Annotated in this window: 24 protein-coding genes and 1 riboswitch; of the genes, 12 read left to right on the forward strand and 12 right to left on the reverse strand. The window is 73.2% G+C overall.

What is annotated here, in order from left to right; genetic code table 11:
* The first annotated feature begins 17 nt into the window (after positions 1 to 17).
* Positions 18 to 129: riboswitch (TPP riboswitch) on the forward strand.
* The 5 genes from thiO to SAM23877_RS10350 all read left to right on the forward strand — a co-directional run bounded on the left by thiO (position 127) and on the right by SAM23877_RS10350 (position 5,458).
* On the forward strand, positions 127 to 1,314 hold the full coding sequence (thiO, locus tag SAM23877_RS10330) for a glycine oxidase ThiO (RefSeq protein ID WP_053129448.1): 1,188 nt from the start codon (positions 127 to 129) through the stop codon (positions 1,312 to 1,314). (Overlaps the previous riboswitch by 3 nt.)
* Entirely contained in the window at positions 1,311 to 1,511 is a 201-nt protein-coding gene (gene thiS, locus SAM23877_RS10335; protein ID WP_053129451.1) for a sulfur carrier protein ThiS, read from the forward strand. The genes thiO and thiS overlap by 4 nt, the downstream gene beginning before the upstream one ends.
* Positions 1,512 to 1,513: 2 nt before the next feature.
* Positions 1,514 to 2,308, forward strand: coding sequence for a thiazole synthase (locus SAM23877_RS10340; protein WP_053129454.1), 795 nt, complete (start codon positions 1,514 to 1,516; stop codon positions 2,306 to 2,308).
* 210 nt (positions 2,309 to 2,518) lie between these two features.
* The gene (gene pknB / locus SAM23877_RS10345; RefSeq protein ID WP_053129458.1) at positions 2,519 to 4,501 is read left to right on the forward strand and encodes a Stk1 family PASTA domain-containing Ser/Thr kinase; all 1,983 of its coding nucleotides are present in this window, start codon (positions 2,519 to 2,521) and stop codon (positions 4,499 to 4,501) included.
* A 57-nt stretch (positions 4,502 to 4,558) separates the two neighbouring features.
* Positions 4,559 to 5,458 (forward strand): deoxyribonuclease IV, encoded by a 900-nt coding sequence (locus SAM23877_RS10350; RefSeq protein ID WP_053129461.1) that lies wholly within the window; start codon positions 4,559 to 4,561, stop codon positions 5,456 to 5,458.
* A gap of 23 nt (positions 5,459 to 5,481) precedes the next feature.
* Here the strand turns inward: SAM23877_RS10350 and SAM23877_RS10355 are convergent, their stop codons facing one another.
* Entirely contained in the window at positions 5,482 to 6,129 is a 648-nt protein-coding gene (locus SAM23877_RS10355) for a sulfite oxidase-like oxidoreductase (protein WP_053129464.1), read from the reverse strand.
* A 182-nt stretch (positions 6,130 to 6,311) separates the two neighbouring features.
* Here SAM23877_RS10355 and bfr point away from each other — a divergent pair, with 182 nt between their 5' ends.
* Positions 6,312 to 6,815: a bacterioferritin gene (gene bfr, locus SAM23877_RS10360; RefSeq protein ID WP_053129467.1), complete on the forward strand. Its 504-nt coding sequence runs from the start codon at positions 6,312 to 6,314 to the stop codon at positions 6,813 to 6,815.
* A gap of 16 nt (positions 6,816 to 6,831) precedes the next feature.
* On the opposite strand, the gene SAM23877_RS10365 is transcribed toward bfr, so the two are convergent.
* The gene (locus tag SAM23877_RS10365; RefSeq protein ID WP_053129480.1) at positions 6,832 to 7,065 is read right to left on the reverse strand and encodes a (2Fe-2S)-binding protein; all 234 of its coding nucleotides are present in this window, start codon (positions 7,063 to 7,065) and stop codon (positions 6,832 to 6,834) included.
* A 162-nt stretch (positions 7,066 to 7,227) separates the two neighbouring features.
* Positions 7,228 to 8,580, reverse strand: a complete 1,353-nt coding sequence (locus SAM23877_RS10370; RefSeq protein WP_053129483.1) for a class II 3-deoxy-7-phosphoheptulonate synthase — start codon at positions 8,578 to 8,580, stop codon at positions 7,228 to 7,230.
* A 228-nt stretch (positions 8,581 to 8,808) separates the two neighbouring features.
* Here SAM23877_RS10370 and SAM23877_RS42065 point away from each other — a divergent pair, with 228 nt between their 5' ends.
* The 4 genes from SAM23877_RS42065 to SAM23877_RS10380 all read left to right on the forward strand — a co-directional run bounded on the left by SAM23877_RS42065 (position 8,809) and on the right by SAM23877_RS10380 (position 11,854).
* Positions 8,809 to 9,069, forward strand: coding sequence for an N-acetylmuramoyl-L-alanine amidase (locus SAM23877_RS42065; RefSeq protein ID WP_063796775.1), 261 nt, complete (start codon positions 8,809 to 8,811; stop codon positions 9,067 to 9,069).
* A 28-nt stretch (positions 9,070 to 9,097) separates the two neighbouring features.
* Positions 9,098 to 9,511 (forward strand): peptidoglycan recognition protein family protein, encoded by a 414-nt coding sequence (locus SAM23877_RS42070; RefSeq protein ID WP_063796776.1) that lies wholly within the window; start codon positions 9,098 to 9,100, stop codon positions 9,509 to 9,511.
* 238 nt (positions 9,512 to 9,749) lie between these two features.
* Positions 9,750 to 9,806 carry a trp operon leader peptide gene (locus tag SAM23877_RS42075; protein WP_079033853.1) on the forward strand — a complete coding sequence of 19 codons (57 nt, stop codon included), beginning with the start codon at positions 9,750 to 9,752 and terminating at the stop codon, positions 9,804 to 9,806.
* A gap of 107 nt (positions 9,807 to 9,913) precedes the next feature.
* Positions 9,914 to 11,854, forward strand: coding sequence for an anthranilate synthase family protein (locus SAM23877_RS10380; RefSeq protein ID WP_053129487.1), 1,941 nt, complete (start codon positions 9,914 to 9,916; stop codon positions 11,852 to 11,854).
* Here the strand turns inward: SAM23877_RS10380 and SAM23877_RS10385 are convergent.
* The 5 genes from SAM23877_RS10385 to SAM23877_RS10405 all read right to left on the reverse strand — a co-directional run bounded on the left by SAM23877_RS10385 (position 11,806) and on the right by SAM23877_RS10405 (position 16,734).
* Positions 11,806 to 12,801 carry a 2-hydroxyacid dehydrogenase gene (locus tag SAM23877_RS10385; protein WP_053129491.1) on the reverse strand — a complete coding sequence of 332 codons (996 nt, stop codon included), beginning with the start codon at positions 12,799 to 12,801 and terminating at the stop codon, positions 11,806 to 11,808. The genes SAM23877_RS10380 and SAM23877_RS10385 overlap by 49 nt on opposite strands.
* Positions 12,802 to 12,912: 111 nt before the next feature.
* A complete protein-coding gene (locus tag SAM23877_RS10390; protein WP_053129494.1) occupies positions 12,913 to 13,941 on the reverse strand; it encodes a 6-phosphofructokinase in 1,029 nt (342 codons plus the stop codon).
* A gap of 58 nt (positions 13,942 to 13,999) precedes the next feature.
* Entirely contained in the window at positions 14,000 to 14,647 is a 648-nt protein-coding gene (locus SAM23877_RS10395) for a response regulator (RefSeq protein WP_053142345.1), read from the reverse strand.
* 22 nt (positions 14,648 to 14,669) lie between these two features.
* A complete protein-coding gene (gene macS, locus SAM23877_RS10400; RefSeq protein WP_053129497.1) occupies positions 14,670 to 15,911 on the reverse strand; it encodes a MacS family sensor histidine kinase in 1,242 nt (413 codons plus the stop codon).
* 37 nt (positions 15,912 to 15,948) lie between these two features.
* Positions 15,949 to 16,734, reverse strand: a complete 786-nt coding sequence (locus SAM23877_RS10405) for a lysophospholipid acyltransferase family protein (RefSeq protein WP_053142347.1) — start codon at positions 16,732 to 16,734, stop codon at positions 15,949 to 15,951.
* Between the two features lie 223 nt (positions 16,735 to 16,957).
* Here SAM23877_RS10405 and SAM23877_RS10410 point away from each other — a divergent pair, with 223 nt between their 5' ends.
* Both SAM23877_RS10410 and SAM23877_RS10415 read left to right on the forward strand, forming a co-directional pair.
* Positions 16,958 to 17,761 (forward strand): alpha/beta hydrolase, encoded by an 804-nt coding sequence (locus tag SAM23877_RS10410; protein WP_053129500.1) that lies wholly within the window; start codon positions 16,958 to 16,960, stop codon positions 17,759 to 17,761.
* Positions 17,754 to 18,410, forward strand: coding sequence for a hypothetical protein (locus tag SAM23877_RS10415; RefSeq protein ID WP_053129503.1), 657 nt, complete (start codon positions 17,754 to 17,756; stop codon positions 18,408 to 18,410). Before SAM23877_RS10410 ends, SAM23877_RS10415 begins: the two co-directional genes overlap by 8 nt.
* Positions 18,411 to 18,468: 58 nt before the next feature.
* Here the strand turns inward: SAM23877_RS10415 and SAM23877_RS10420 are convergent, their stop codons facing one another.
* The 4 genes from SAM23877_RS10420 to SAM23877_RS10435 all read right to left on the reverse strand — a co-directional run bounded on the left by SAM23877_RS10420 (position 18,469) and on the right by SAM23877_RS10435 (position 22,772).
* The gene (locus SAM23877_RS10420) at positions 18,469 to 19,233 is read right to left on the reverse strand and encodes an endonuclease/exonuclease/phosphatase family protein (RefSeq protein WP_053129506.1); all 765 of its coding nucleotides are present in this window, start codon (positions 19,231 to 19,233) and stop codon (positions 18,469 to 18,471) included.
* A gap of 510 nt (positions 19,234 to 19,743) precedes the next feature.
* Entirely contained in the window at positions 19,744 to 20,697 is a 954-nt protein-coding gene (locus SAM23877_RS10425) for an ROK family glucokinase (protein ID WP_053129509.1), read from the reverse strand.
* Between the two features lie 54 nt (positions 20,698 to 20,751).
* A complete protein-coding gene (locus tag SAM23877_RS10430) occupies positions 20,752 to 21,306 on the reverse strand; it encodes a DUF5304 domain-containing protein (RefSeq protein ID WP_053129512.1) in 555 nt (184 codons plus the stop codon).
* Positions 21,307 to 21,596: 290 nt separating this feature from the next.
* A complete protein-coding gene (locus SAM23877_RS10435) occupies positions 21,597 to 22,772 on the reverse strand; it encodes an ArsA family ATPase (protein WP_053129515.1) in 1,176 nt (391 codons plus the stop codon).
* Between the last annotated feature and the right edge of the window lie 148 nt (positions 22,773 to 22,920).

The raw sequence follows: 22,920 nt of genomic DNA on the forward strand, positions 1-22,920 counted from the left end.
GGCTAGGGTGGCCAACGTAAAGCACTCGCGGGAGCCCGGACGCACCGGGCTGAGAGGGAGGCTGGCGGCCTCCGACCGTACGAACCTGATCCGGGTCATGCCGGCGAAGGGAGGGGCTGGACGCCCATGTCGTCTCCGTCACACACGTCGTCCCGTGCATCCGACGTCCTGGTCGTCGGCGGGGGGATCATCGGCCTGGTCACGGCCTGGCGCGCCGCGCAGCGCGGGCTCGTCACCGCCCTCGTGGACCCCGAGCCGGGCGGCGGGGCCGCCCAGGTGGCGGCCGGGATGCTGGCCGCCGTCACGGAACTGCACTACGGCGAGCAGACGCTGCTCGCCCTGAACCTCGCCTCGGCCCGCCGCTACCCGCGGTTCGCGGCCGAGCTGGCCGACGTCACGGGCCACGACCTCGGTTACCGCCGCTGCGGCACCCTCGCCGTCGCGCTGGACGCCGACGACCGCGCCCACCTGCGGGAACTGCATGCGCTCCAGCAGCGCTCGGGCCTGGACTCGGAGTGGCTGTCGGGGCGCGAGTGCCGCCGCCTGGAACCGATGCTCGCGCCGGGCGTGCGCGGCGGGCTCCGGGTGGACGGCGACCACCAGGTCGACCCCCGGCGTCTGGCCGGTGCGCTCCTGGCCGCCTGTGAAGGCGCGGGGGTGGTGTTCCACCGGGTGTGGGCCGACCGGCTCACCGTCGGGCGCGGCGAGCGGGCCACGGGGGTGGTGACGGCCGACGGGACGGCGCTGGAGGCCGGGCAGGTGGTGCTGGCCGGGGGCAGCCTGAGCGGACGGCTCGCGGGCGTCCCGGACGACGTGCTGCCGCCGGTGCGGCCCGTGAAGGGGCAGGTGCTGCGGCTGGCGATGCCGGCGGCGCACGGGCCCCTGCTGAACCGGACGGTACGGGCGGTGGTGCGCGGCAACCCGCTCTACCTGGTGCCCCGGGAGAGCGGCGAGCTGGTCGTCGGCGCCACCAGCGAGGAGCTGGGCTGGGACACGACGGTCACCGCGGGCGGTGTCTACGAGTTGCTGCGCGACGCCCACGAGCTGGTCCCCGGCATCACCGAGCTGCCCCTGACCGAGACCCGCGCGGGGCTGCGCCCGGGCTCCCCCGACAACGCCCCCCTGCTCGGTCCGACCGAGCTGGAGGGTCTGCTGCTGGCCACCGGGCACTACCGCAACGGCGTCCTGCTCACCCCGGTGACCGGCGACGCCATGGCGCACGTCCTGACCACCGGGGAGCTGCCGGCCGAGGCCCGCCCCTTCACCCCGCGGCGTTTCAGCGCCGCTCCCGCACTCTCGGAGCAGTCCGCATGAACATCTCCGTCAACGGCGAGCCGCGCGAGGTGGCTCCCGGCACGGCCCTGGACGCCCTGGTGGGCACGCTCACCGCGGCGCCGTCCGGAGTCGCCGCCGCCCTGAACGAGACCGTCGTCCCGCGCGCGCGGTGGTCCGCCACCGCCCTGGCCGAGGGCGACCGCGTCGAGGTCCTCACCGCTGTCCAAGGAGGCTGACCATGGCCGACGATCCCTTCGTCCTCGGCGGTACGTCCTACACGTCCCGCCTGATCATGGGCACGGGCGGGGCGCCCAGCCTCGATGTGCTGGAGCGCGCGCTTGTGGCCTCCGGTACGGAGCTGACGACCGTCGCGATGCGGCGGGTGAACGCCTCGGTGCACGGGTCCGTGCTGTCGGTGCTGGAGAGGCTCGGCATCCGGGTGCTGCCGAACACGGCGGGCTGCTTCACCGCCGGGGAGGCCGTCCTCACCGCCCGGCTGGCGCGCGAGGCGCTCGGCACGGACCTGGTCAAGCTGGAGGTCATCGCCGACGAGCGCACCCTGCTGCCGGACCCGATCGAGCTGCTGGACGCGGCGGAGACGCTGGTCGACGACGGGTTCACGGTGCTGCCGTACACGAACGACGACCCGGTCCTCGCGCGGAAGCTGGAGGACGTCGGATGTGCGGCGATCATGCCGCTCGGCTCGCCGATCGGGTCCGGGCTCGGCATCCGCAACCCGCACAACTTCGAGCTGATCGTGGAGCACGCGCGCGTGCCGGTGATCCTGGACGCGGGGGCCGGCACGGCCTCCGACGTGGCGCTGGCGATGGAGCTGGGGTGCGCGGGGGTGATGCTCGCGTCGGCGGTGACGCGGGCGCAGGAGCCGGTGCTGATGGCCGGCGCCATGCGGGCCGCGGTGGAGGCGGGGCGGCTGGCCCGGCGGGCGGGGCGGATACCCCGGCGGCGGTTCGCCGAGGCGTCCTCCCCCTCGGAGGGCTTGGCGGCGCTGGACCCCGAGCGGCCCGCCTTCTGAGCACGGGTGCCGTCCCCCGGGGCTCACGCGCTCAGGTCGTGCCGCCGCCCGCCCTCCGCGTCGTCCCGAAGTCGCCTCCCGGGCCGTTCGGGCGCCGGGGCGCACGCGGGTCCGCGGCGCCGGTGGAGTACGTCACAGGTGCGCTGCAGTACCGCCCCCGATCGCCGACGGCGACGCCGGGTGTCCGTGGTGGCTCGTACACTCACCTGCGTGGACACGACCCTTCAGGACCCTCTCGTCGGGCAGGTGCTCGACGGCCGGTACCGCGTCGAGGCGCGGATCGCGGTCGGCGGGATGGCCACGGTCTACCGGGCCGTGGACACCCGCCTGGACCGCGTGCTCGCGCTGAAGGTGATGCACCCGACGCTCGCGACCGACGCCACCTTCGTGGAGCGCTTCATCCGGGAGGCGAAGTCGGTCGCCCGGCTCGACCACCCCAACGTGGTGCAGGTCTTCGACCAGGGCGCCGAGGGGGCGTACGTCTACCTGGCGATGGAGTACATCGCCGGCTGCACGCTGCGTGACGTGCTGCGCGAGCGCGGGGCGCTCCGGCCGCGGGCCGCGCTGGACATCCTGGAGCCGGTGCTGGCCGCGCTCGGCGCCGCGCACCGGGCCGGGTTCGTGCACCGGGACATGAAGCCGGAGAACGTCCTGATAGGGGACGACGGCCGGGTCAAGGTCGCCGACTTCGGGCTGGTCCGGGCCGTGGACACCGTGACGCACACCACCGGGTCCGTCCTCGGCACGGTGTCCTACCTGGCGCCCGAGCAGATCGAGCACGGCACGGCCGACCCGAGGGTCGACGTGTACGCCTGCGGTGTCGTCCTGTACGAGATGCTGACCGGCGGCAAGCCCCACGAGGGCGACACCCCGGCCCAGATCCTCTACAAGCACCTCCACGAGGACGTGCCGCCGCCGTCGGCCGCCGTCCCGGAGATGGCCTTTGAGCTGGACGAGCTGGTCGCGACGGCCACCGCGCGCAACCCCGGGATCCGTCCGCACGACGCCGTGGCGCTGCTCGCGCAGGCCCGCCTCGCGCGCGGCACGCTGAGCGCGGAACAGCTGGACGCGGTGCCGCCGCAGGCACTCAGCGGCGAGCACGACAACGCCGAGGACCGCACGAGCGTGATCCCGCGCGCGCTGGCCTCCTCCCCGACGCCCGGCTTCACCCGCGCGGGGGGTGCCCCCTCCCAGCCGCTGCCCGCCGACGAGGAGGGCACGGCCGGCCGGTACCCCGCGGACGGCGTCGACCGCACCAGTCGGCTCGCCACTCCCCCACCGCCGCCGCCCCGGCGCAGGCGCCCGGAGCTGCGGCGCGGTCCGCTCGCGGTCGTCGTGGCCGTCCTGCTGGTCCTCGGAGTCGGCACGGGCGTCTGGTACATCAACTCCGGCCAGTTCACCAAGGTGCCGCCGCTGCTGTCCAAGAGCGAGGAGCAGGCCCGGGACCGCCTGGAGGACTCCGGCCTGGACGTCGGCAAGGTCCGGCACGCCTACAGCGACACGGTGGAGCGCGGGAAGATCATCAGCACCGACCCCGGCGCGGGCGCCCGCATCCGCAAGAACGACTCCGTGTCGTTCACGATCTCCGACGGTCCCGACACCGTGAAGCTGCCGGACGTCGCGGGCTACAAGCTGGACCGGGCGCGGACCCTGCTGGAGGACGAGGGACTGGAGCCGGGCATGGTGACCCGGGCCTTCAGCGACGAGGCACCCAAGGGTTTCGTGATCTCCACCAAGCCGGCCACGGGCACCACCGTGCGGGCCGGCTCGGCGGTCGCCCTGGTCGTCAGCAAGGGCAGCCCCATCGACGTGCCGGACGTCACCGGTGACGCCCTGTCCGACGCGCGGGCCGAGCTGACCGAGGCCGGTCTGAAGGTGAAGGTCGCCACCGCGCAGGTGCACTCCGAGTACGACAAGGGCCAGGTCGCCCGGCAGACGCCGGACCCGGGCAGCCGGGCGGCCGAGGGCGACACGGTGACGCTCACGGTGTCCAAGGGACCCGAGATGATCGAGGTGCCGGACGTGGTCGGCGACAGCGTGGACGACGCCGCGCGGAAGCTGGAGGACGCCGGCTTCGCGGTGGACGAGGACCGGGGCCTGCTCGGGCTGTTCGGCGACACGGTGAAGGACCAGTCCGTGGACGGCGGGGACACGGCCCCCAAGGGCTCCACCATCAAGATCACCATCAGGTGACCGGCGGCGGGGCCCTCGCGTGACGGGGCGGGGCGGGACGCATGACACCCTGAACGGGTGAACAGTGAACGGTCCGCCCTCTCCCGCACCACCGCCCCGCTCCCCCGCAACCCGGTCGGCGGGCACGTCCCCGTGGCCGGGGGCCTGCACTCCGTGGGCCTGTCCTACGCCCGTGAGCTGAGGGCGGAGGCCGTGCAGGTCTTCGTCGCCAACCCGCGCGGCTGGGCCACGCCGGCCGGCAGTCCGCAGCAGGACGAGGCGTTCCGGGAGGCATGCGCGGCGGAGTCGATCCCCGCGTACGTGCACGCGCCGTATCTGATCAACTTCGGCTCGCACACCGAGGCGACGGTGGAGCGGTCCGTGGACTCGCTGCGCCACTCACTGCGGCGCGGGCGGGCGATCGGAGCGCTCGGCGTGGTCGTGCACACCGGCAGCGCCACCGGCGGCCGGGACCGGTCGGTGGCGCTGAAGCAGGTACGGGAGTACATGCTGCCGCTGCTCGACGAGCTCACCCACGACGACGACCCGTACCTGCTGCTGGAGTCGACCGCCGGCCAGGGCGCCTCCCTGTGCTCACGGACCTGGGACTTCGGGCCCTACTTCGAGGCGCTGGACGCCCACCCGAAACTCGGCGTGTGCCTGGACACCTGCCACATCTTCGCGGCCGGGCACGACCTGACCGGACCGGCGGGCATGCACCAGACCCTGGACCTGCTGGTGGACACGGTCGGCGAGGGCCGGCTGAGGCTGATCCACGCCAACGACTCCAAGGACGTGGCCGGCGCCCACAAGGACCGGCACGAGAACATCGGCGCCGGTCACATCGGCGAGGACCCGTTCCGGGCGCTGATGACCCATCCCGCGACCGAGGGGGTTCCGCTGGTCATCGAGACGCCGGGTGGCAAGGAAGGACACGCGGCGGATGTGGAGCGGCTGAAGAAGCTGCGCGACGGCTGACCGCCGCCGGGACCGCACGGCGGTCAGAGATCGGGGCCGTCCCCGGGCTCCTCCTGGTAGGAGTAGCGCTGCTCCCGCCACGGGTCGCCGATGTTGTGGTAGCCCCGCTCCTCCCAGAAACCGCGGCGGTCGGCGGTCATGTACTCGATGCCCCGGACCCACTTCGGGCCCTTCCAGGCGTACAGGTGCGGGACGACCAGCCGCAGCGGGAAGCCGTGCTCGGCGGTGAGCAGCTCGCCGTCCTTGTGGGTGGCGAAGAGGGTCCGCTCGGCGGCGAAGTCGGACAGCCGGAGGTTGGAGCTGAACCCGTACTCCGCCCACACCATCACGTGGGTGACGGCGGGCGCGGGCGGGGCGAGGTCCAGGATGGTGCCGGCCGGGACACCGCCCCATTCCGAGCCGAGCATGCTGAACTTCGTGACGCAGTGCAGGTCGGCGACGACCGTGGTGTACGGCAGGGCGGTGAACTCCTCGTGGTTCCAGCCGCGCTTGTCGCCGTCGGCGGTGGCGCCGAAGACCCGGAACTCCCAGCGCTCGGGGCGGAACTTGGGCACCGGACCGTAGTGGGTGACCGGCCAGCCGCGCTGGAGCCGCTGTCCCGGCGGGAGCTCGAACCGCTGCGCTCCTTGCGAACCGCCTTCTCCCGATTCGTTTCCCACCGGCTGACCCATGCCTCCATCCTGACAGACCCGGACCGATGCCCCTGACCCACCCCCCTTACATTCGGGCAAAGCCGGGCGTTACGGACTAAGCCTGCACTTACTTACTAAGTCAAGACTTACTGGACGATCTTCGATACCGGTGCAATCATGCGGCGCAACAGGCCGGTTCCCGTTCGAAGGAGCGTCAAGCGATGCAGGGCGACCCCGAGGTCATCGAGTTCCTCAATGAGCAGCTGACCGCCGAGCTCACGGCGATCAACCAGTACTTCCTGCACGCGAAGCTGCAGGACCACAAGGGCTGGACCAAGCTCGCGAAGTACACGCGCGCGGAGTCCTTCGACGAGATGCGCCACGCCGAGGTGCTCACCGACCGCATCCTGCTCCTCGACGGCCTGCCGAACTACCAGCGGCTGTTCCACGTGCGGGTGGGCCAGAGCGTGACCGAGATGTTCCAGGCCGACCGGGAGATCGAGGTCGAGGCCATCGACCGGCTGCGCCGGGGCGTCGAGGTGATGCGGGCCAAGAACGACATCACGTCGGCCAACGTCTTCGAGGCCATCCTCGCCGACGAGGAGCACCACATCGACTATCTGGACACCCAGCTGGAACTGATCGACAAGCTGGGCGAGTCGCTCTACCTGTCGACGGTCATCGAGCAGACGCAGCCGGACCCGTCGGGGCCGGGCTCGCTCTGAGGGCCCGGGGCCCCACCTAGGCGGCTTCGGGAAGCTCCGCGAGGACCGGTCCGCCCTGGTCGGCCAGCTCCCGGCGGGGGCACGCGCCGCGACCGAGGAGCGCCTGGATGCGCCGCACACAGCCGCCGCAGTCGGTGCCCGCCTTGCAGGCGGAGGCGATCTGCCGGGGCGTGCAGGCACCGGCCTCCGCGTGGCCCTTCACCTGTTCCTCGGTGACACCGAAGCAGCTGCAGACGAACACGCGGTTCACCTCCCGAGCGGGTACAAGGTCGTGCCGTACCGACGGCCGGAAGGCCCGTTGATCGGTGAGGCAAACCTAACCTTACCCATCACCCAAGATCGAAAAAAGTGGAGGGGCGCGGATCGTGTGTGACCCGCGCCCCATTCACCCGCCCGTCCGAGGGGCGGACCGTCACTGGTCCCGGTACATCTCCGCCACCAGGAACGCCAGGTCGAGCGACTGGCTGCGGTTCAGGCGCGGGTCGCAGGCGGTCTCGTAGCGCTGGTGCAGGTCGTCGACGAAGATCTCGTCGCCGCCGCCGACGCATTCGGTGACGTCGTCGCCGGTCAGCTCCACGTGGATGCCGCCCGGGTGGGTGCCCAGGCTCTTGTGCACCTCGAAGAAGCCCTTGACCTCGTCGAGCACGTCGTCGAAGCGGCGGGTCTTGTGACCGGAGGCGGCCTCGTAGGTGTTGCCGTGCATCGGGTCGGTGATCCAGGCGACGGTCGCCCCGGAGGCGGTGACCTTCTCGACCAGCTCGGGGAGCTTGTCGCGGATCTTGTCCGCGCCCATGCGGACGATGAAGGTCAGCCGGCCGGGCTCGCGCTCGGGGTCCAGGCGCTCGATGTACTGCAGCGCCTCCTCGGCCGTGGTGGAGGGGCCGAGCTTGATGCCGATGGGGTTGCGGATGCGCGAGGCGAACTCGATGTGCGCGTGGTCCAGCTGCCGGGTGCGCTCGCCGATCCACACCATGTGCGCGGAGACGTCGTACAGCTGCCCGGTGCGCGAGTCGACCCGCGTCAGCGCCGACTCGTAGTCGAGCAGCAGCGCCTCGTGCGAGGAGAAGAACTCGACGGTCTTGAACTCCTCCGGGTCGGTACCGCAGGCCCGCATGAAGTTCAGCGCGTTGTCGATCTCCCGGGCGAGCTGCTCGTAGCGCTGGCCGGAGGGGGAGGACTTCACGAAGTCCTGGTTCCAGGCGTGCACCTGGCGCAGGTCGGCGTAACCGCCGGTGGTGAAGGCGCGCACCAGGTTCAGCGTGGACGCGGACGCGTGGTACATGCGCTTGAGGCGCTCGGGGTCCGGGATCCGGGCCGCCTCGGTGAAGTCGAAGCCGTTGACGGAGTCGCCCCGGTAGGTCGGCAGCGTCACGCCGTCGCGGGTCTCGGTCGGCTTGGAGCGCGGCTTCGAGTACTGGCCGGCGATCCGGCCGACCTTCACGACGGGCACGGACGCGGCGTACGTGAGGACGGCGCCCATCTGGAGCAGCGTCTTCAGCTTGTTGCGGATGTGGTCCGCGGACACCGCGTCGAAGGCCTCGGCGCAGTCGCCGCCCTGGAGGAGGAACGCCTCTCCCTTGGCGACGGCCGCCATCCGGGCGCGCAGCTGGTCGCACTCGCCCGCGAAGACGAGCGGCGGATACGACTCGAGGTCCGCGATCACTGCGCGCAGAGCCTCGGTGTCGGGGTACTCGGGCTGCTGCGCCGCGGGCAGGTCTCGCCAGGTGTTGCCAGCGCTCGGGCTGGTCTTAGCGTTCACGGTCACCCCTCAACCCTACGGGGTCCCGTCCAGCGGTTTTCGCACGGCTCGACAGGTGAGACGGCACCCCCGCGCGGCCCGTGGGACAGGGGTTGGTAACCTCACGCGCCTTCGACGTGCTCACCCTGCCGGCCGATCCGGCGGTGGAGCCGGACCGGGGCACCGACTTCGACCTCGCGGGCGCCCGGGCCGCCGGGGCCCCCGACCGGCCTGGACGACTGGGGCGACTACGCCGTGGCGAGCCGCCCCGAGGCCGGTCACGAGATCGACTCCATCCTGCTGCACGACACCGAGGGCAGCTACCAGAGCGCGCTCGGGATCTTCCAGAACCCGAAGACGTACGCCAGCGCCCACTACCTGATCCGCGCCTCCGACGGCCCGGTCACCCAGACGGACGAGAACAACAACGAAGGTGGCACGCGGGCAACAAGAGCCTCAACATGCACTCGATCGGCATCGAGCGCGAGGGCTCAAGGACGGCAGCTGGTACCCTGAGCCGCAGTACGAGTCCTCGGCCGCCCTGGTGAAGCACCTGGCCGGCAAGTACGGCATTCCGCTGGACCGTGAGCACATCATCGGCCACGACGAGGTGCCGGGCGTCCTGGACGCCAAGGTCACGGCACAGCACTGGGACCCGGGCCCGTTCTGGGACTGGAACCACTCCATGGACCTGCTGGGCGCCCCGACCGGCGCCGAGGGCCCGGGCGGCCCGTACCGGGCCGGTCAGGTGATCCGCGTGGTGCCGCCGTTCACCACGGCGAACCAGCCGAAGCTCACCAACGGCGGGGCGGCGGTTCCCGCGCAGCCCGCGAACTTCACGTACCTGCACTCCTCGCCGAGCACCACCTCGGCCACCCTCACCGACCCGTACCTGGGCAGCCGGACCTCGACCGAGGGCTGGAACCGGGCCAACAAGGTCGTGGCCGGCGGCGAGTAGGTCGTCGCCGAGGCACAGCAGGACTGGACCGCCATCTGGTACGGCGGCAAGAAGGCGTGGTTCCGCAACAAGCCCGGCCAGTTCGCCACCGCCGCCGGCACACCGGACGTGACCACGCCCACGGCGGGCCCCGTAGGTCCCGGTGTACGGGCGCACCTATCGCGAGGACGCCGCGTGCCGCCGCCGACGTGGGTGCATCCCGGGACGTGCCGCGGGCGGATGCGTTAAGGTCGTCGGCATGTTCGCGCACTCGATCCAGAACTGGTGGTGGACCGCTCATCCGGCGGCCCGCTGACTGCGCGTGACGTAAGACTTCGCGAAGGCCGCCCGAGGGGCGGCCTTCGGCGTTTTTGCGACCGGGGACCGTTCCTCTCTCCCACAGACCGAGAAGGAAACGGACCCATGACACCGCTCGACGCCCTTGCGACCGACTCCCGCCCGTTCGCCCTGCTCCGCCGGCGCACCCCGGGCCTGGACCACGACACCGTGGAGCTGCTCCTCGGCCCGGTCACGGAGCACGACAGACTCGCCGGGCTGCCCGACGAGGGGCTGGCGCTCGTTCCCTTCCGGCAGATCCGCGAGCGCGGATTCGACGTCCGCGACGACGGCACGCCGCTGCTGGTGCTGACTCCCGAGGAGCGGTACGACATCCCGCTCGCCGAGGTCCTCGACCGGCTCCCCGCGCACGACGTCCGCGTCGAGGGCGGCGGCTTCGACGTCGGTGACGAGGAGTACGCGCGGATCGTCGGGCGGGTGCTGGACGAGGAGATCGGGGCCGGCGAGGGCGCCAACTTCGTGATCCGCCGGACGTACGAGGGCCGCGTCCCGGGGTTCGGGCGGGCGGACGCGCTGGCGCTGTTCCGGCGGCTGCTGGAGGGCGAGCGGGGCGCGTACTGGACCTTCGTCGTGCACACCGGGGACCGGACGCTGGTCGGGGCCAGCCCCGAGGTGCACGTGCGGATGTCCGGCGGGCGGGGCGAGCGCGACGCGCTCCCGGTGGAGGGCGGCGGCGGGAGGCGGACCGGCGGCACGGTCGTCATGAACCCGATCAGCGGGACCTACCGCTACCCCGCCGGGGGGCCGACCCCCGAGCACCTGCTGGGCTTCCTCGCCGACGGCAAGGAGATCGAGGAGCTGTCGATGGTGGTCGACGAGGAGCTCAAGATGATGTGCACCGTCGGCGACATGGGGGGCGTGGTCGTCGGTCCGCGGCTCAAGGAGATGGCGCACCTCGCGCACACCGAGTACGAGCTGCGCGGCCGTTCCTCGCTGGACGTGCGGGAGGTGCTGAGGGAGACGATGTTCGCGGCGACGGTCACCGGCTCGCCGGTGCAGAACGCCTGCCGGGTCATCGAGCGACATGAGGTCGGGGGACGCGGATACTACTCCGGCGCGCTGGCGCTGCTGGGCCGGGATTCCGGCGGTGCCCAGACGCTCGACTCGCCCATCCTCATCCGCACCGCCGACATCGACGCCGCCGGGCGGCTGCGGGTGCCGGTCGGCGCGACGCTGGTGCGGGGCTCCGATCCGGCGGGCGAGGTCGCGGAGACCCACGCCAAGGCGGCCGGGGTGCTGGCCGCGCTGGGCGTACGCCCTTCCCGGCCGCGTACGGAGGCAGGGCGGCCGAAGCTGGCCGACGACCCGCGCGTACGGGCGGCACTGGACGGGCGACGCGCGTCGCTCGCCCCGTTCTGGCTGCGGATGCAGGAGCCGTCCCGCGCGCTGGAGGGACACGCCCTGGTCGTCGACGCGGAGGACACCTTCACGGCGATGCTGGCGCACGTGCTGCGTTCGTCGGGGCTCACGGTGAGCGTGCGGCGGTACGACGAGGAGGGACTGCGCGCGACCGTGCTCGCTCACGAGGGCCCGGTGGTGCTGGGGCCCGGCCCCGGCGACCCCTCGGACCCGGCCGACCCCAGGATGCGCTTCCTGCGCGCCCTGACCGCCGACGTCCTCCGGGAGACGCGGCACGGCGTCCTCGGGGTCTGCCTCGGGCACGAGCTGATCGCGGCGGAGCTGGGACTGGACATCGTCCGCAAGGAGGTGCCGTACCAGGGCGCCCAGACGGAGATCGACCTGTTCGGGCGGCGCGAGACGGTCGGCTTCTACAACAGCTTCACCGCGCGCTGCGACGACGCGGCGGCCGGTGAGCTGGCCGCGCACGGCGTGGAGGTGAGCCGGGCGGCGGGCGGCGAGGTGCACGCCCTGCGCGGGCCGGGCTTCGCCGGGGTGCAGTTCCACCCGGAGTCCGTGCTGACGCTGAACGGCGCGGCGATCGTGCGGGAGCTGGTCGGTCAGCTGCGCGGGACGAGCACGTTCTCGGAGCGGCGGCCCGCCCGGTAGTCGAGGACGTTCTTCACGGTGGCGTCGACGATCTGGCCGACGGCGTCCTCGGTGTAGTACGCCTGGTGCGAGGTGACCAGCACGTTCGGGAAGGTGACGAGGCGGGCCAGGGTGTCGTCGGCGATGGCCTCCAGGGACTTGTCGAGGAAGAACAGGCCCGCCTCCGCCTCGTACACGTCCAGGCCGACGCCGGTGAAGCGGCCCGCGCGCAGCTCCGTCACGAGGGCGGCGGTGTCGACGAGCCCGCCGCGGCTGGAGTTGAGCAGGATCGCGTCGTCCCGCATCGTCTTCAGGGCGGCCGCGTCGATCAGGTGCCGGGTCTCGGGCATCAGCGGGACGTGCAGGGTGACCAGGTCGGACCCGGCGAGCAGCTCCTCCTTGTCGACGTAGCGCATGCCGAGCGCCGTGCAGGCGGGGTTCTCGGCGACGTCCCAGCCGAGCAGCCGCATGCCGAAGCCGTGGGCGATGCGGGCGAAGGCCTCGCCGATCTTGCCGGTGCCCAGGACTCCGGCGGTGCGGCCGTGCATGTCCCGGCCCATCAGGCCGTTCAGCCGGAAGTCGAAGTCGCGGGTGCGGGTGGAGGCCCGCACGATCCTTCGGTTGACGGCCATGGCGAGGGTCCAGGCGAACTCGGCCACCGAGTACGGGGAGTAGTACGAGACCCGGGCGATGGTCATGCCGAGGCGCCCGGCGGTGTCGAGGTCGATGTTGTTGAAGCCGGTGGAGCGCTGGGCCACCATCCGGGTGCCGCCGGCCGCGAGGATCTCCAGGACGTCCGCGCCGAGGTCGGCGTTGACGGACGAGGAGACGATCTCGTGGCCGGCCGCGATGGGGGCGGTGACCTCGTTGAGGAAGACGTCGAGGCAGCGGACCTCGTCGTGGCCGTGGAAGGCCTGCTCGATCAGGGGCTTCTCGTCGGCCTGGACACCGAAGGCCAGGATCTCCATGACCGCTCCCGTTCTGCTGGGCTCCGGCCGAATATACGGTCCGGGGCCGCCGCCCGCCGCTCGGTCGGGCCGGTCGGGCCGGTCGGTCGCCGGTCGGGCCGGTCGGGCCGGTCAGCCGAAGAAGACCCCGACCTCCGCGTAGAGCTTCGGGTCCACGGTCTTCAGCCGGGCCGTGGCCTCGGCGATCGGGACGCGGACGATGTCCGTGCCGCGCAGGGCGACCATCTTGCCGAAGTCGCCGTCGCGGACGCAGTCGACGGCGTGCAGGCCGAAGCGGGTGGCGAGCCAGCGGTCGAACGCGCTGGGCGTGCCCCCGCGCTGGACGTGGCCGAGGACGGTGGTCCGGGCCTCCTTGCCGGTGCGCTTCTCGATCTCCTTCGCCAGCCACTCGCCCACGCCGGACAGCCGGACGTGCCCGTAGGAGTCCAGCGACCCGTCCTTGAGCACCATGTCGCCGTCCCGCGGCATCGCCCCCTCGGCGACGACCACGATCGGGGCGTAGGAGGCACGGAACCGGGAGGTCACCCAGTCGCAGACCTGCTCGATGTCGAAGCGCTGCTCGGGGATGAGGATGACGTTGGCGCCGCCGGCCAGGCCGGAGTGCAGCGCTATCCAGCCGGCGTGCCGGCCCATGACCTCGACGACGAGGACGCGCATGTGCGACTCGGCGGTGGTGTGCAGCCGGTCGATGGCCTCGGTGGCGATGCCGACCGCGGTGTCGAACCCGAAGGTGTAGTCGGTGGCGGACAGGTCGTTGTCTATCGTCTTGGGGACGCCGACGCAGGGCACGCCGTACTCGTCGGCCAGGCGGGTGGCGACGCCGAGGGTGTCCTCGCCGCCGATGGTGATGAGCGCCTCGACACCGAGCTTCGCGAGGTTCTCCTTGATGCGCCGGATGCCGTGCTCGTGCTGGAGCGGGTTGGTGCGCGAGGAGCCCAGGATGGTGCCGCCGCGGGGCAGGATGCCGCGGACGGCCGGGATGTCGAGGCGGACGGTGTCGCCTTCCAGGGGGCCGCGCCAGCCGTCCCGGAAGCCGGTGAAGTCGTAGCCGTACTCCTGGACGCCCTTGCGGACGATGGCGCGGACGACGGCGTTGAGCCCGGGGCAGTCGCCGCCTCCGGTCAGTACTCCGACCTTCATCGCTTAACTCCCTTGCCACGGCGGGTGGTTCAGGACCCTGCCACTGTCCCGCGCGGGGTCACGCGTCGTCCAGACCCCGTTCTATCGCGTACCGCACGAGTTCCACCCGGTTGTGGAGCTGGAGCTTGCCGAGGGTGTTCTGGACGTGGTTCTGCACGGTGCGGTGGGAGATGACGAGGCGTTCGGCGATCTGCTTGTAGCTCAGGCCCTTGGCGACCAGGCGCAGCACCTCCGTCTCGCGGTCGGTGAGCCGGGGCGCTCCGGGTTCACCGGTCTCGGCGGCGGGGGCCGGTTCGGAGGCGAGGCGGCGGTACTCGCCGAGGACCAGACCGGCCAGTCCCGGGGTGAAGACGGGATCGCCGAGGGCCGTGCGGCGGACCGCGTCCTGGAGCTCCTCGGTCGAGGCCGACTTCAGCAGGTATCCGGTCGCGCCGGACTTCACCGCCTCCAGCACGTCGGCGTGCTCCCCGCTCGCGGAGAGCACGAGGACGCGCAGCGTCGGGTCGGCGCCGACGACCTCCTTGCAGACCTGGACGCCCGGCTTGCCGGGCAGGTTGAGGTCGAGCACGAGGACGTCGGGGGTGACGGCCCGGGCGCGGCGGACCGCCTGGTCCCCGTCGCCGGCGGTGGCGACCACGTCGAAGCCGGACTCGGCCAGGTCCCGGGCGACGGCGTCGCGCCACATCGGGTGGTCGTCGACCACCATGACCCTGATCGGGCCCTGTCGTTCACTCACGGTCCGCTGCCTCCTCCCGGGCGACGGCGTCGCCGGTTTCCTTGGGTGTCCTCAGTTCGACCTCGGTGCCCTGCCCGGGCACCGAGATCAGCTCGGCCCTGCCGCCGAGATCGCGCAGCCGGCCCCGGATCGACAGGGCCACGCCGAGCCGTCCCTCTCCCTCGGCCTCGGCGAGCCGCCCTTCGGGGATGCCGGGTCCTTCGTCGCGGACGGTGACGATCACCTCGTCCGGCTCGTCCTCGACCAGGATCCAGGCGCGCGCGTCCTCCCCCACGTGTTTGCGCACGTTGTCCAGGGCGGCCCCCACCGCCGCCGCGAGCTCCCGGGCCGCGGGGGGCGCGAGCAGGACCGGCGCGCCCGGCTCGGCGAGGTGCACGCGTGAGCCGGCGTACGGGGCGAGCAGGGCGCGCAGGTCGACGGGACCGCCCGGTCCCTCGCCCTCCGGTTCCTCCACCGCCCGTACGACCGCGCCCTCGGCGGCGTCCTCCGACACCCGGGACACGGGGACCAGGCCCCCGGAGACCAGCGTGCGCAGCGCCACCTCCTGCTCACCGGCCATCCGGCCCAGTTCGGCCGCCTCGCCGCCGATGACGGCGCCGCGCCGCTGCACCATCGCGAGGACCTGGAGCACACTGTCGTGGATGTCCCGGGCGAGCCGCTCCCGCTCCCGGGTCGCCGCCTCGATCTCCAGGGCGCGGGCGAGGGTGCGCTCGGAGGCGCGGGCGACCTCGACGACGTAGCCGATGGCGATGGAGGCGACCCACACGAGGATGACGTTGTGCACGGTGTCGCGGGCCGGGCTGCCCCGCTCGACCAGGTTGGCGACGGCCACGAGGGTGGAGGCGACGGCGGCCCAGCGCCAGCCGCCCTTGATGGCGAAGGCGAGGACCGAGCCGGCGGTCCATATCGAGGGCAGCGTCGGGCCGCCGTCCATGACCCGCTCGGGCGCGTCGGCGAGCGGGGTGAGGAGGATGCCGGTGAGGGCGACGGTGAGGTCGGCGGCGAGGAACCGCTTGGTGCAGCTCGCCTCGCCCGAGACCTTGGGGAGGGTCGCCAGGGTCCAGACGAAGAGGACGGCGTAGTAGGCGACGGCCAGCCAGGGCCGGGTGAAGCCCGAGTAGGCGGTGGCGAAGAAGCCGATCGCGTACAGCATGGTCAGCACGCGGTAGCCGGCGAGCGCGCGCCACAGCGGCTGCTCGACCGACATCCTCATGACTCTCTCGCGCCTGGCCATGTCCCCCCGTCCCCGGCCCTACGTCCTGGTCTCCGGCCTACCGGTCGTCGGACCGGTCCTGCTCGGCCGCGGCCTTCTCCTTGGCCGTCTGTTCCTTCTCGGCCTGGGCGAGCGCGGCCTTCGCCGCCTTGCCGGCCTCCCTCTCGGCCTTCGCCGCGTCCGCGAGCTGCCGCTTCATGGCGGTCGCGTACATGTCGACGTACTCCTGGCCGGAAAGCTTCATGATCTCGTACATGACCTCGTCGGTCACCGCGCGCAGGACGAAGCGGTCGTGCTCCATGCCCTGGTAGCGCGTGAAGTCCAGGGGCCTGCCGACACGGATGCCGGGCCGCATCAGCTTCGGCATCACCTTGCCGGGCGGCTGGATCTTCTCGGTGTCGATCATGGCGACCGGGATCACGGGCGCGCCGGTGGCGAGGGCCACGCGCGCGAGGCCGCCCGGCTTGCCGCGGTAGAGCCGGCCGTCCGGGGAGCGCGTGCCCTCGGGGTAGATGCCGAACAGCTCGCCGCGCTCCAGGACCTCTATGCCGCTCTTGATCGCGGCCTCGCCCGCGCCGCGCACGCCGGAGCGGTCGACGGGCAGCTGGCCCACCCCCTTGAAGAAGGCGGCGGTCAGCCGGCCCTTCACCCCGGGCGTGTTGAAGTACTCGGCCTTGGCGATGAAGGTCACCTTGCGGTCGAGGACGGCCGGCAGGAAGAACGAGTCGGAGAACGACAGGTGGTTGCTCGCCAGAATGGCGGGGCCGTCGGCCGGGATGTGCTCCAGGCCTTCCACCCAGGGCCGGAAGGCGAGCTTCAGCGAACCCCCGACGGTGACCTTCATCGCGCCGTACAACAACCGAGTGCCTCCTGTGTCTGTGGGTCAGACCTTATCCCGGGGCACCGTCAATGGCCCCGACGGCCCTGGTCGGTGTCAGTACGGTCGCGTACGGTGAAGTACCCACAAGTACCGCACCCGCAAGTACCGCATCCGCGTGCACAGCACCCGTGTGCGTCCCGCCCGACGTGCCGGCTGTGCCGGCCCCCTGACGACAGGAGACCGAGTCGTGCCGGTCCTGCCCGGAGCCGAGCCGTTCCGCCACGAGGGCGGGGAGGTCGGCGTCCTCCTCTGCCACGGCTTCACCGGTTCCCCGCAGTCGCTGCGCCCCTGGGCCCGGTACCTCGCCGCGCGCGATCTGACCGTCGCCCTGCCCCTGCTGCCCGGGCACGGCACCCGCTGGCAGGACCTGCAGGTCACGGGCTGGCAGGACTGGTACGCGGAGGTGGACCGCGAGCTGCGCGCCCTGCGGGAGCGCTGTGCGCGTGTCTTCGTGGCGGGCCTGTCCATGGGCGGCGCGCTGGCGCTGCGGCTCGCCGCCAAGCACGGGGACGCGCTGTCGGGCGTCGTCGTCGTCAACCCGGCGAACCGGATGCACGGCGTGGCCCAGCACGCTCTTCCGGTCCTGCGCCACCTGCTGCCCGCGACGAAGGGCATCGCCAGCGACATCGCCAAGCCGCTCGGCACGGAGCTCGGGTACGACCGGGTGCCGCTGCACGCGGCGTACTCGCTGCGGACCTTCTTCCGTCTCGCCGACGGCGATCTTCCGCAGGTGACCCAGCCGCTGCTGCTGCTGCGCAGCCCGCAGGACCATGTCGTACCGCCGGCCGACTCGGCCCGCGTCCTCGGCCGGGTGTCGTCCACGGACGTGACCGAGATCCTGCTGGAACAGAGCTACCACGTGGCGACGTTGGACCACGACGCGGACCGGATCTTCGCGGAGAGCGTCGCGTTCATCGGCCGGCTCGCGCCCGGTTCCGTCAAGGAGCCGGAGCCCGGTCTCGGCAAGGAAGGGACGGCCGCAGGTGGCTGAGCACGACTCCGACCGCGAGGACCGCGAGGAGCGGGACGTGGAGCGGGAGCGGGAACACCGTGAGGGACCGGGGCGCGCGGAGGACCGCGGTCCCGGGGAGCGGGGCGTGCCGATCGACGAGGACGCCGCCTGGGCCGCGATCGTCGCCGGGTACGGGGACGAGCCGCCGGACCCGCCGGGCGCGAAGCCCTTCAAGTCGGTGGAGGACCTGGCGCTTCTGGAGCCGGAGACCAACGACGACAAGCCGGACCCGGAGGCGCCCGCGTCGGACCGGCCCGCGTCGGACCGGCCTGCCTCGGCCCGGCCGCTGGGGGGCTCCGTGGCGTTCGCGCCCGGGGTCGGCGGCCCGCGCGACCACAGCCTGGCCGAGTCCTCGGACGACGATCTCGGCGAGGACGACGAGGGTCACTTCGTGCCGCCCGAGCCGCCGCCGCTGCCCGAGGGTGACACCACGGCGAAGTTCGCGTGGCTGGGCGTGCTCGGCGGACCGGTGCTGCTTCTGCTGGCCGTGGTGCTCGGCTGGGACATGACGTGGTGGCTGACGACCCTGAGCATCGGCGGCTTCCTCGGCGGTTTCGCCACCCTGGTCATGCGGATGCGCACGGGCGACGAGGACGACGACGATCCGGGACGCGGCGCGGTGGTCTAGGGCGCGGTGGTCTAGGGCGCGGTGGCCGGGGCGCCGAGGTCGGGCTCTGTCGGGCGGGTCAGGTCGCGGAGGCGGGTACGCGCAGGGCGGTCAGGACCGGGAGGTGGTCCGTGGCCGCCCTCAGGTCGGCCTCGGCCACCCCGGGCAGGCCGAGCGGCACGCCGCAGCCCAGGACCTCGATGCCCTCCGTGACGAACACCGCGTCGATGCGCCGGTCCGGCTCGGTGGCGGGAAAGGTGTACTCACGGCCCCAGGGCTCGGCGGTCCAGCAGTCCCGCAGCCCGTCGCCGAGCCGCCGGAAGGTGCGGCCGCCGGGGCGCTCGTTCAGGTCACCGCCCGCGACCGCGTGCGTCACGCCCAGGGCCTTCAGCCGGTCGAGGAGCAGACCGGCCTGCTCGTGGCGCTCGTCCGGCCGCAGCGAGAGGTGACAGCTCAGGACGCCGACGCGGGCCCCGCCGAAGCGGACCAAGGCGGTGGACAGGCCGCGGCGGTGCTGCCCGGGGGTGAGCGGGAGCAGTACGTCCTCCGTGCGCTCGACGGTGGCGCGCAGGGAGCACAGCAGCGCGGGACCGGCGGCGGTGGCGCCGCCGGAGAGGAGGACCAGCCCCGACGCGGCGGCGAGCCGGGTGAGCTTCTTGCGCCAGCGGAAGAGGCGGGGGGCCTCCTGGAGGAGGACGAGGTCCGGGGCGCAGGCGGCGATCACGCGGGCGAGGGCGTCGGTGTCGTCGCGCATCGAGCGGATGTTGTAGCTGAGGACCCGGATGACGGCGGAACCGTCGGCGTCGGTGCGGGAGTTGGGGAGCGGTTGGAGCGACGTTGCCATGCCGTCAATTTACGGGACCGCACGGCCGGTGCCCCGACGACTCGGGGCGCGAGGCGCACGGCGTCTGCCGTCGGTACGGGGCTTGTCGGGGCGTCGGTAGGGGGCTTGTCGGGGCGTCGATGCGTCGGCGCTGGGCTCGTCGGGGCGTCGGCGCTGGGCTCGTCGGGGCGTCGGGGCGTCGGGGCGACGCCCGCCGGTGCGGGGCTCGACGGGCGCCGGTACGGGGCTCATCGCCCGTCGGTACGGGGCGTGACGCCCGCCGATGCGCGGCTCGGCAACCGCCAGTACAGGACTCAACGCCCGTCGATGCGCGGCTCGACACCCACCGATGCGCGGCTCAACGCCCGTCGATGCGCGGCTCGACACCCACCGATGCGCGGCTCAACGCCCGTCGGTACAGGGCTCAACGCCCGTCCGTACGGGGTGGGACGCGCCCGCGGGGCGCAGCCGTGGATCGGCTCCGCCCCGCGCTCGTCGGTCGGCACACCCCCCGGCACCGGAGGGCGATCGTCACATGATCGGGTCGGGTTCCCTGGCCAGGTCGGCCGCGCCCACCAGGCCGGCCTTGTTGCCCAGCTGGGCGGCGATCACGTCGGCGACCGGACGCCAGTTGCCGCCGACCAGCCACCGCTTGTAGGACTTGCGGATCGGGTCGAGGACCAGGTCGCCCTCGTCGGAGAGGCCGCCGCCGACGATGAAGGCGGACGGGTCGAAGAGCGAGGCCAGGTCCGCCAGCCCGGCACCGGCCCAGCGGGCCAGCTCCCGGTAGGAGTCGACGGCGACGGGGCAGCCCTGCCGGGCGGCGACCGAGATGTGCTTGCCCTCGATGCCGTCGGGGGTGCCGTCGCCGAGCGCGAGCAGCACCTCGGCGCGCTCGGGGGTGGCGTTGGCGCGCTGCTTGGCGTACCGCACGAGGGCGCGGCCGGAGGCGTACTGCTCCCAGCAGCCCTGCGAACCGCAGCCGCACAGCAGGCCGTCCGGCACCATGCGGATGTGGCCGAACTCGGCGGCGACGCCGAAGTGGCCGCGGCGCAGCTTGTTGCCGATGATGATGCCGCCGCCGAGGCCGGTGCCGAGCGTGATGCAGATGACGTTGCGGTGGCCCTTGCCCGCGCCGAACTTGTACTCGCCCCAGGCCGCGGCGTTGGCGTCGTTCTCCACGACGACCGGGAGGCCGACGCGGGCCTCGACCTTCTCCTTGAGCGGTTCGTTGCGCCAGTCGATGTTGGGCGCGAAGTAGACCTCGGAGCGCTGGCGGTTGACGTACCCGGCGGCACCGATGCCCACGCCGACGATCTCGTGCCCGGCCCGTGCGCCCTCCACCGCGGAGGCGATGGCGTCCACGATGCCCTCGGGTGTGCCCGGGGTCGGCACCTTGTGGGTCGAGAGGATGTTGCCTTCCTCGTCGACCACGCCGGCCGCGATCTTCGTGCCGCCGATGTCGACGCCGATGGTGAGTCCCATGAATCCCTCAGTTCGGTCGAGCCCCGCTAAGGCCAACCGTACCCGAGGGGAGTGTCAGTCCAAGTCGATGCGCTGGCCCGGGCCGGTGCCCTCGTCACCGTCGTCACGCCCGTCGGCGCGGCGTTCGTCCAGGTCGCGGGGGTCACGGGGGTCCGTGTCCGCGGTGTTCCCGGCGGCCGCGGTGTCTCCGGCGGTCCAGCGGCTCTCCTGGTTCTGTACGGCGGAACGGTAGGCGGCGAGGAGTTCACCGCCGGCGGCCGCGAGGTGGTCGAAGACGCCCGGGTTGCGCTCGATGACCGGTTCGACGGCGGCCTTGGCCTGCTGGACGACCTGCCGGACCACCTGCTGGGCGGCGGGTCCGGCGACCTGGCCGAGCAGCGGGGACTGGAGGCCGGACAGCTTGTCCGCGACGGTGTCGACGAGCCGGCGCAGCTCCTCGGCGGCCGAGCCGGGCTGCGGCCCGTGCTCGGCGCGGCGGCGGGCCTTCTCCGCCTTCAGGTCCTCGGCACACGCCGTCGCCCAGGCGTCGGCGTCGGTCGCCCGCACCTCGTCGACCGCGTCGGCCTCGTCGGGGCGAGCGGCCTCGGGCTTGGGGAGCTCTTCGCTCATGACGGACTCCTGACTACGGTTCGTCCCTACGACGTTACCCGAACGGACCCGGGGTACGTCCGACGGATCGGGCCACGGCCTCGGGAACAGCCCGGCACCCGCCGCTCCCCCGGCCGCACCGCCGCACCCCCGCACCGGCTCCCGCCGGCGTGCTCCGCCGCACCCAGCCACACGGGCGGGACGCCGCCGGTCCCGCCACCCCCGCCACCCCCGCCGCCCCCGGGCAAACGGGCAGCCGGACAACCGGGCAACCGGGCAACCGGGCAACCGGGCAACCGGGCAACCGGGCTTCAGCGTCCTTGCGGCCACAGCCGCGGGTCCGGTGCGAACCGGACGGCGAGGACGCCCTCCCGCAGCGCGGCCCCGTCGACGGTGCAGCGGCGCAGCGCGGAGGGCAGCGGGACGATGCGGCGGAACGGCCCGGCGGTGACGACCAGTTCGTCACCGCGGCGGACCAGGTCCAGTTCGTCGCGTACGGCGCCGGGCAGCGGGATGTGCCAGACCAGCACGCCGTCCCCGGCCAGCCGGTCGGTGACGGGCCACTCGACCGGGGTGGCGTCCGGGTTGACGCCCGGCGCTGCGAGCGCGGCGAGGTCGTCGGTGCCTCGCGGGTCGTGCCCGAGGTGGGCGAGGGCGCGGACGTCGTGGGTGCCCCGCCACTCCTCCAGTGTCTTGCGCTGCTGCGCGACGGGGCCGGCGAGCCAGCCGCCGCCGGGGGCCGCGTCCTCGGGCAGGACGCGGTTGGCGACCAGCAGGTCGGTGCGCAGGCCGCGCAGGGCGAGGCCGAGGGCGGCGGCGCGGACGGCGTCGTCTCCGGCCGGGCCGGGCTCGGCGACCAGGCGTACGACGGTGCGCCGGTCGGCGAGGACGGCCTCGGCGGCGGCAAGTTCCAGGTCCCAGCGGGCCGCGGCCTCGTACAGCGCCTCGGTGGGCATGGGGACGCCGGCGAGCCGGCCGAGGACGGGGCGCAGGGCGCGGGCCGCCTGCCGCTCGGGCGGGAGCAGGCGGCGCAGGTAGCGGCGCAGCTCCTCGGGCAGGGCGAGCAGGGCGAGGGCGCGGGGCGCGGGCGGGAGGTCGACGACGAGGAGGTCGTGGGCCTCGGCGAGGGAGGCGTCGCGCACGGCGCGCAGCAGGGCGAGTTCGCCGGCGCCGGGGAGCGGGGTGAGCTCCTCGGCGTCGAGGCGGGTGGCGCCGAGGAGGTCGAGGGCGGAGGCGGCGCGGTCCTGGAGGGCGGCGAGACCGTCCCGGAACCCCTGGTCGGCGTCGGGCCGCCAGGCGGTGAGGCGGGGCTCGACACCGACCGGCGCCGGGCCCGTGCGCACGCCGAGCACGGCACCGAGGGTGTCGTCACGGTCGGCGCCGAGGAGCAGGGTGCGGGTCCCCGCACGGGCGGCGGCGAGCGCGGTGGCGGCCGCGACGGTGGTACGGCCGCTGCCGCCGGGCCCCGTGATCAGGATGGTGCGCATGGTGCTGAACGGTACCTTCGCGCACGGCCCGTAAGCCGCCTCCGCGCTGGCCGCCCCCGCGCGGCAGGGCGGGCGGCGGCGGCACGCCGAGGGCCGCGGGGCGGGGCCCCCGGAGTCCCGCACGTCGGGCGGGCCGCCCACGGTCGTC

The organism is Streptomyces ambofaciens ATCC 23877 (assembly GCF_001267885.1).
Classification (GTDB): Bacteria; Actinomycetota; Actinomycetes; order Streptomycetales; family Streptomycetaceae; genus Streptomyces; species Streptomyces ambofaciens.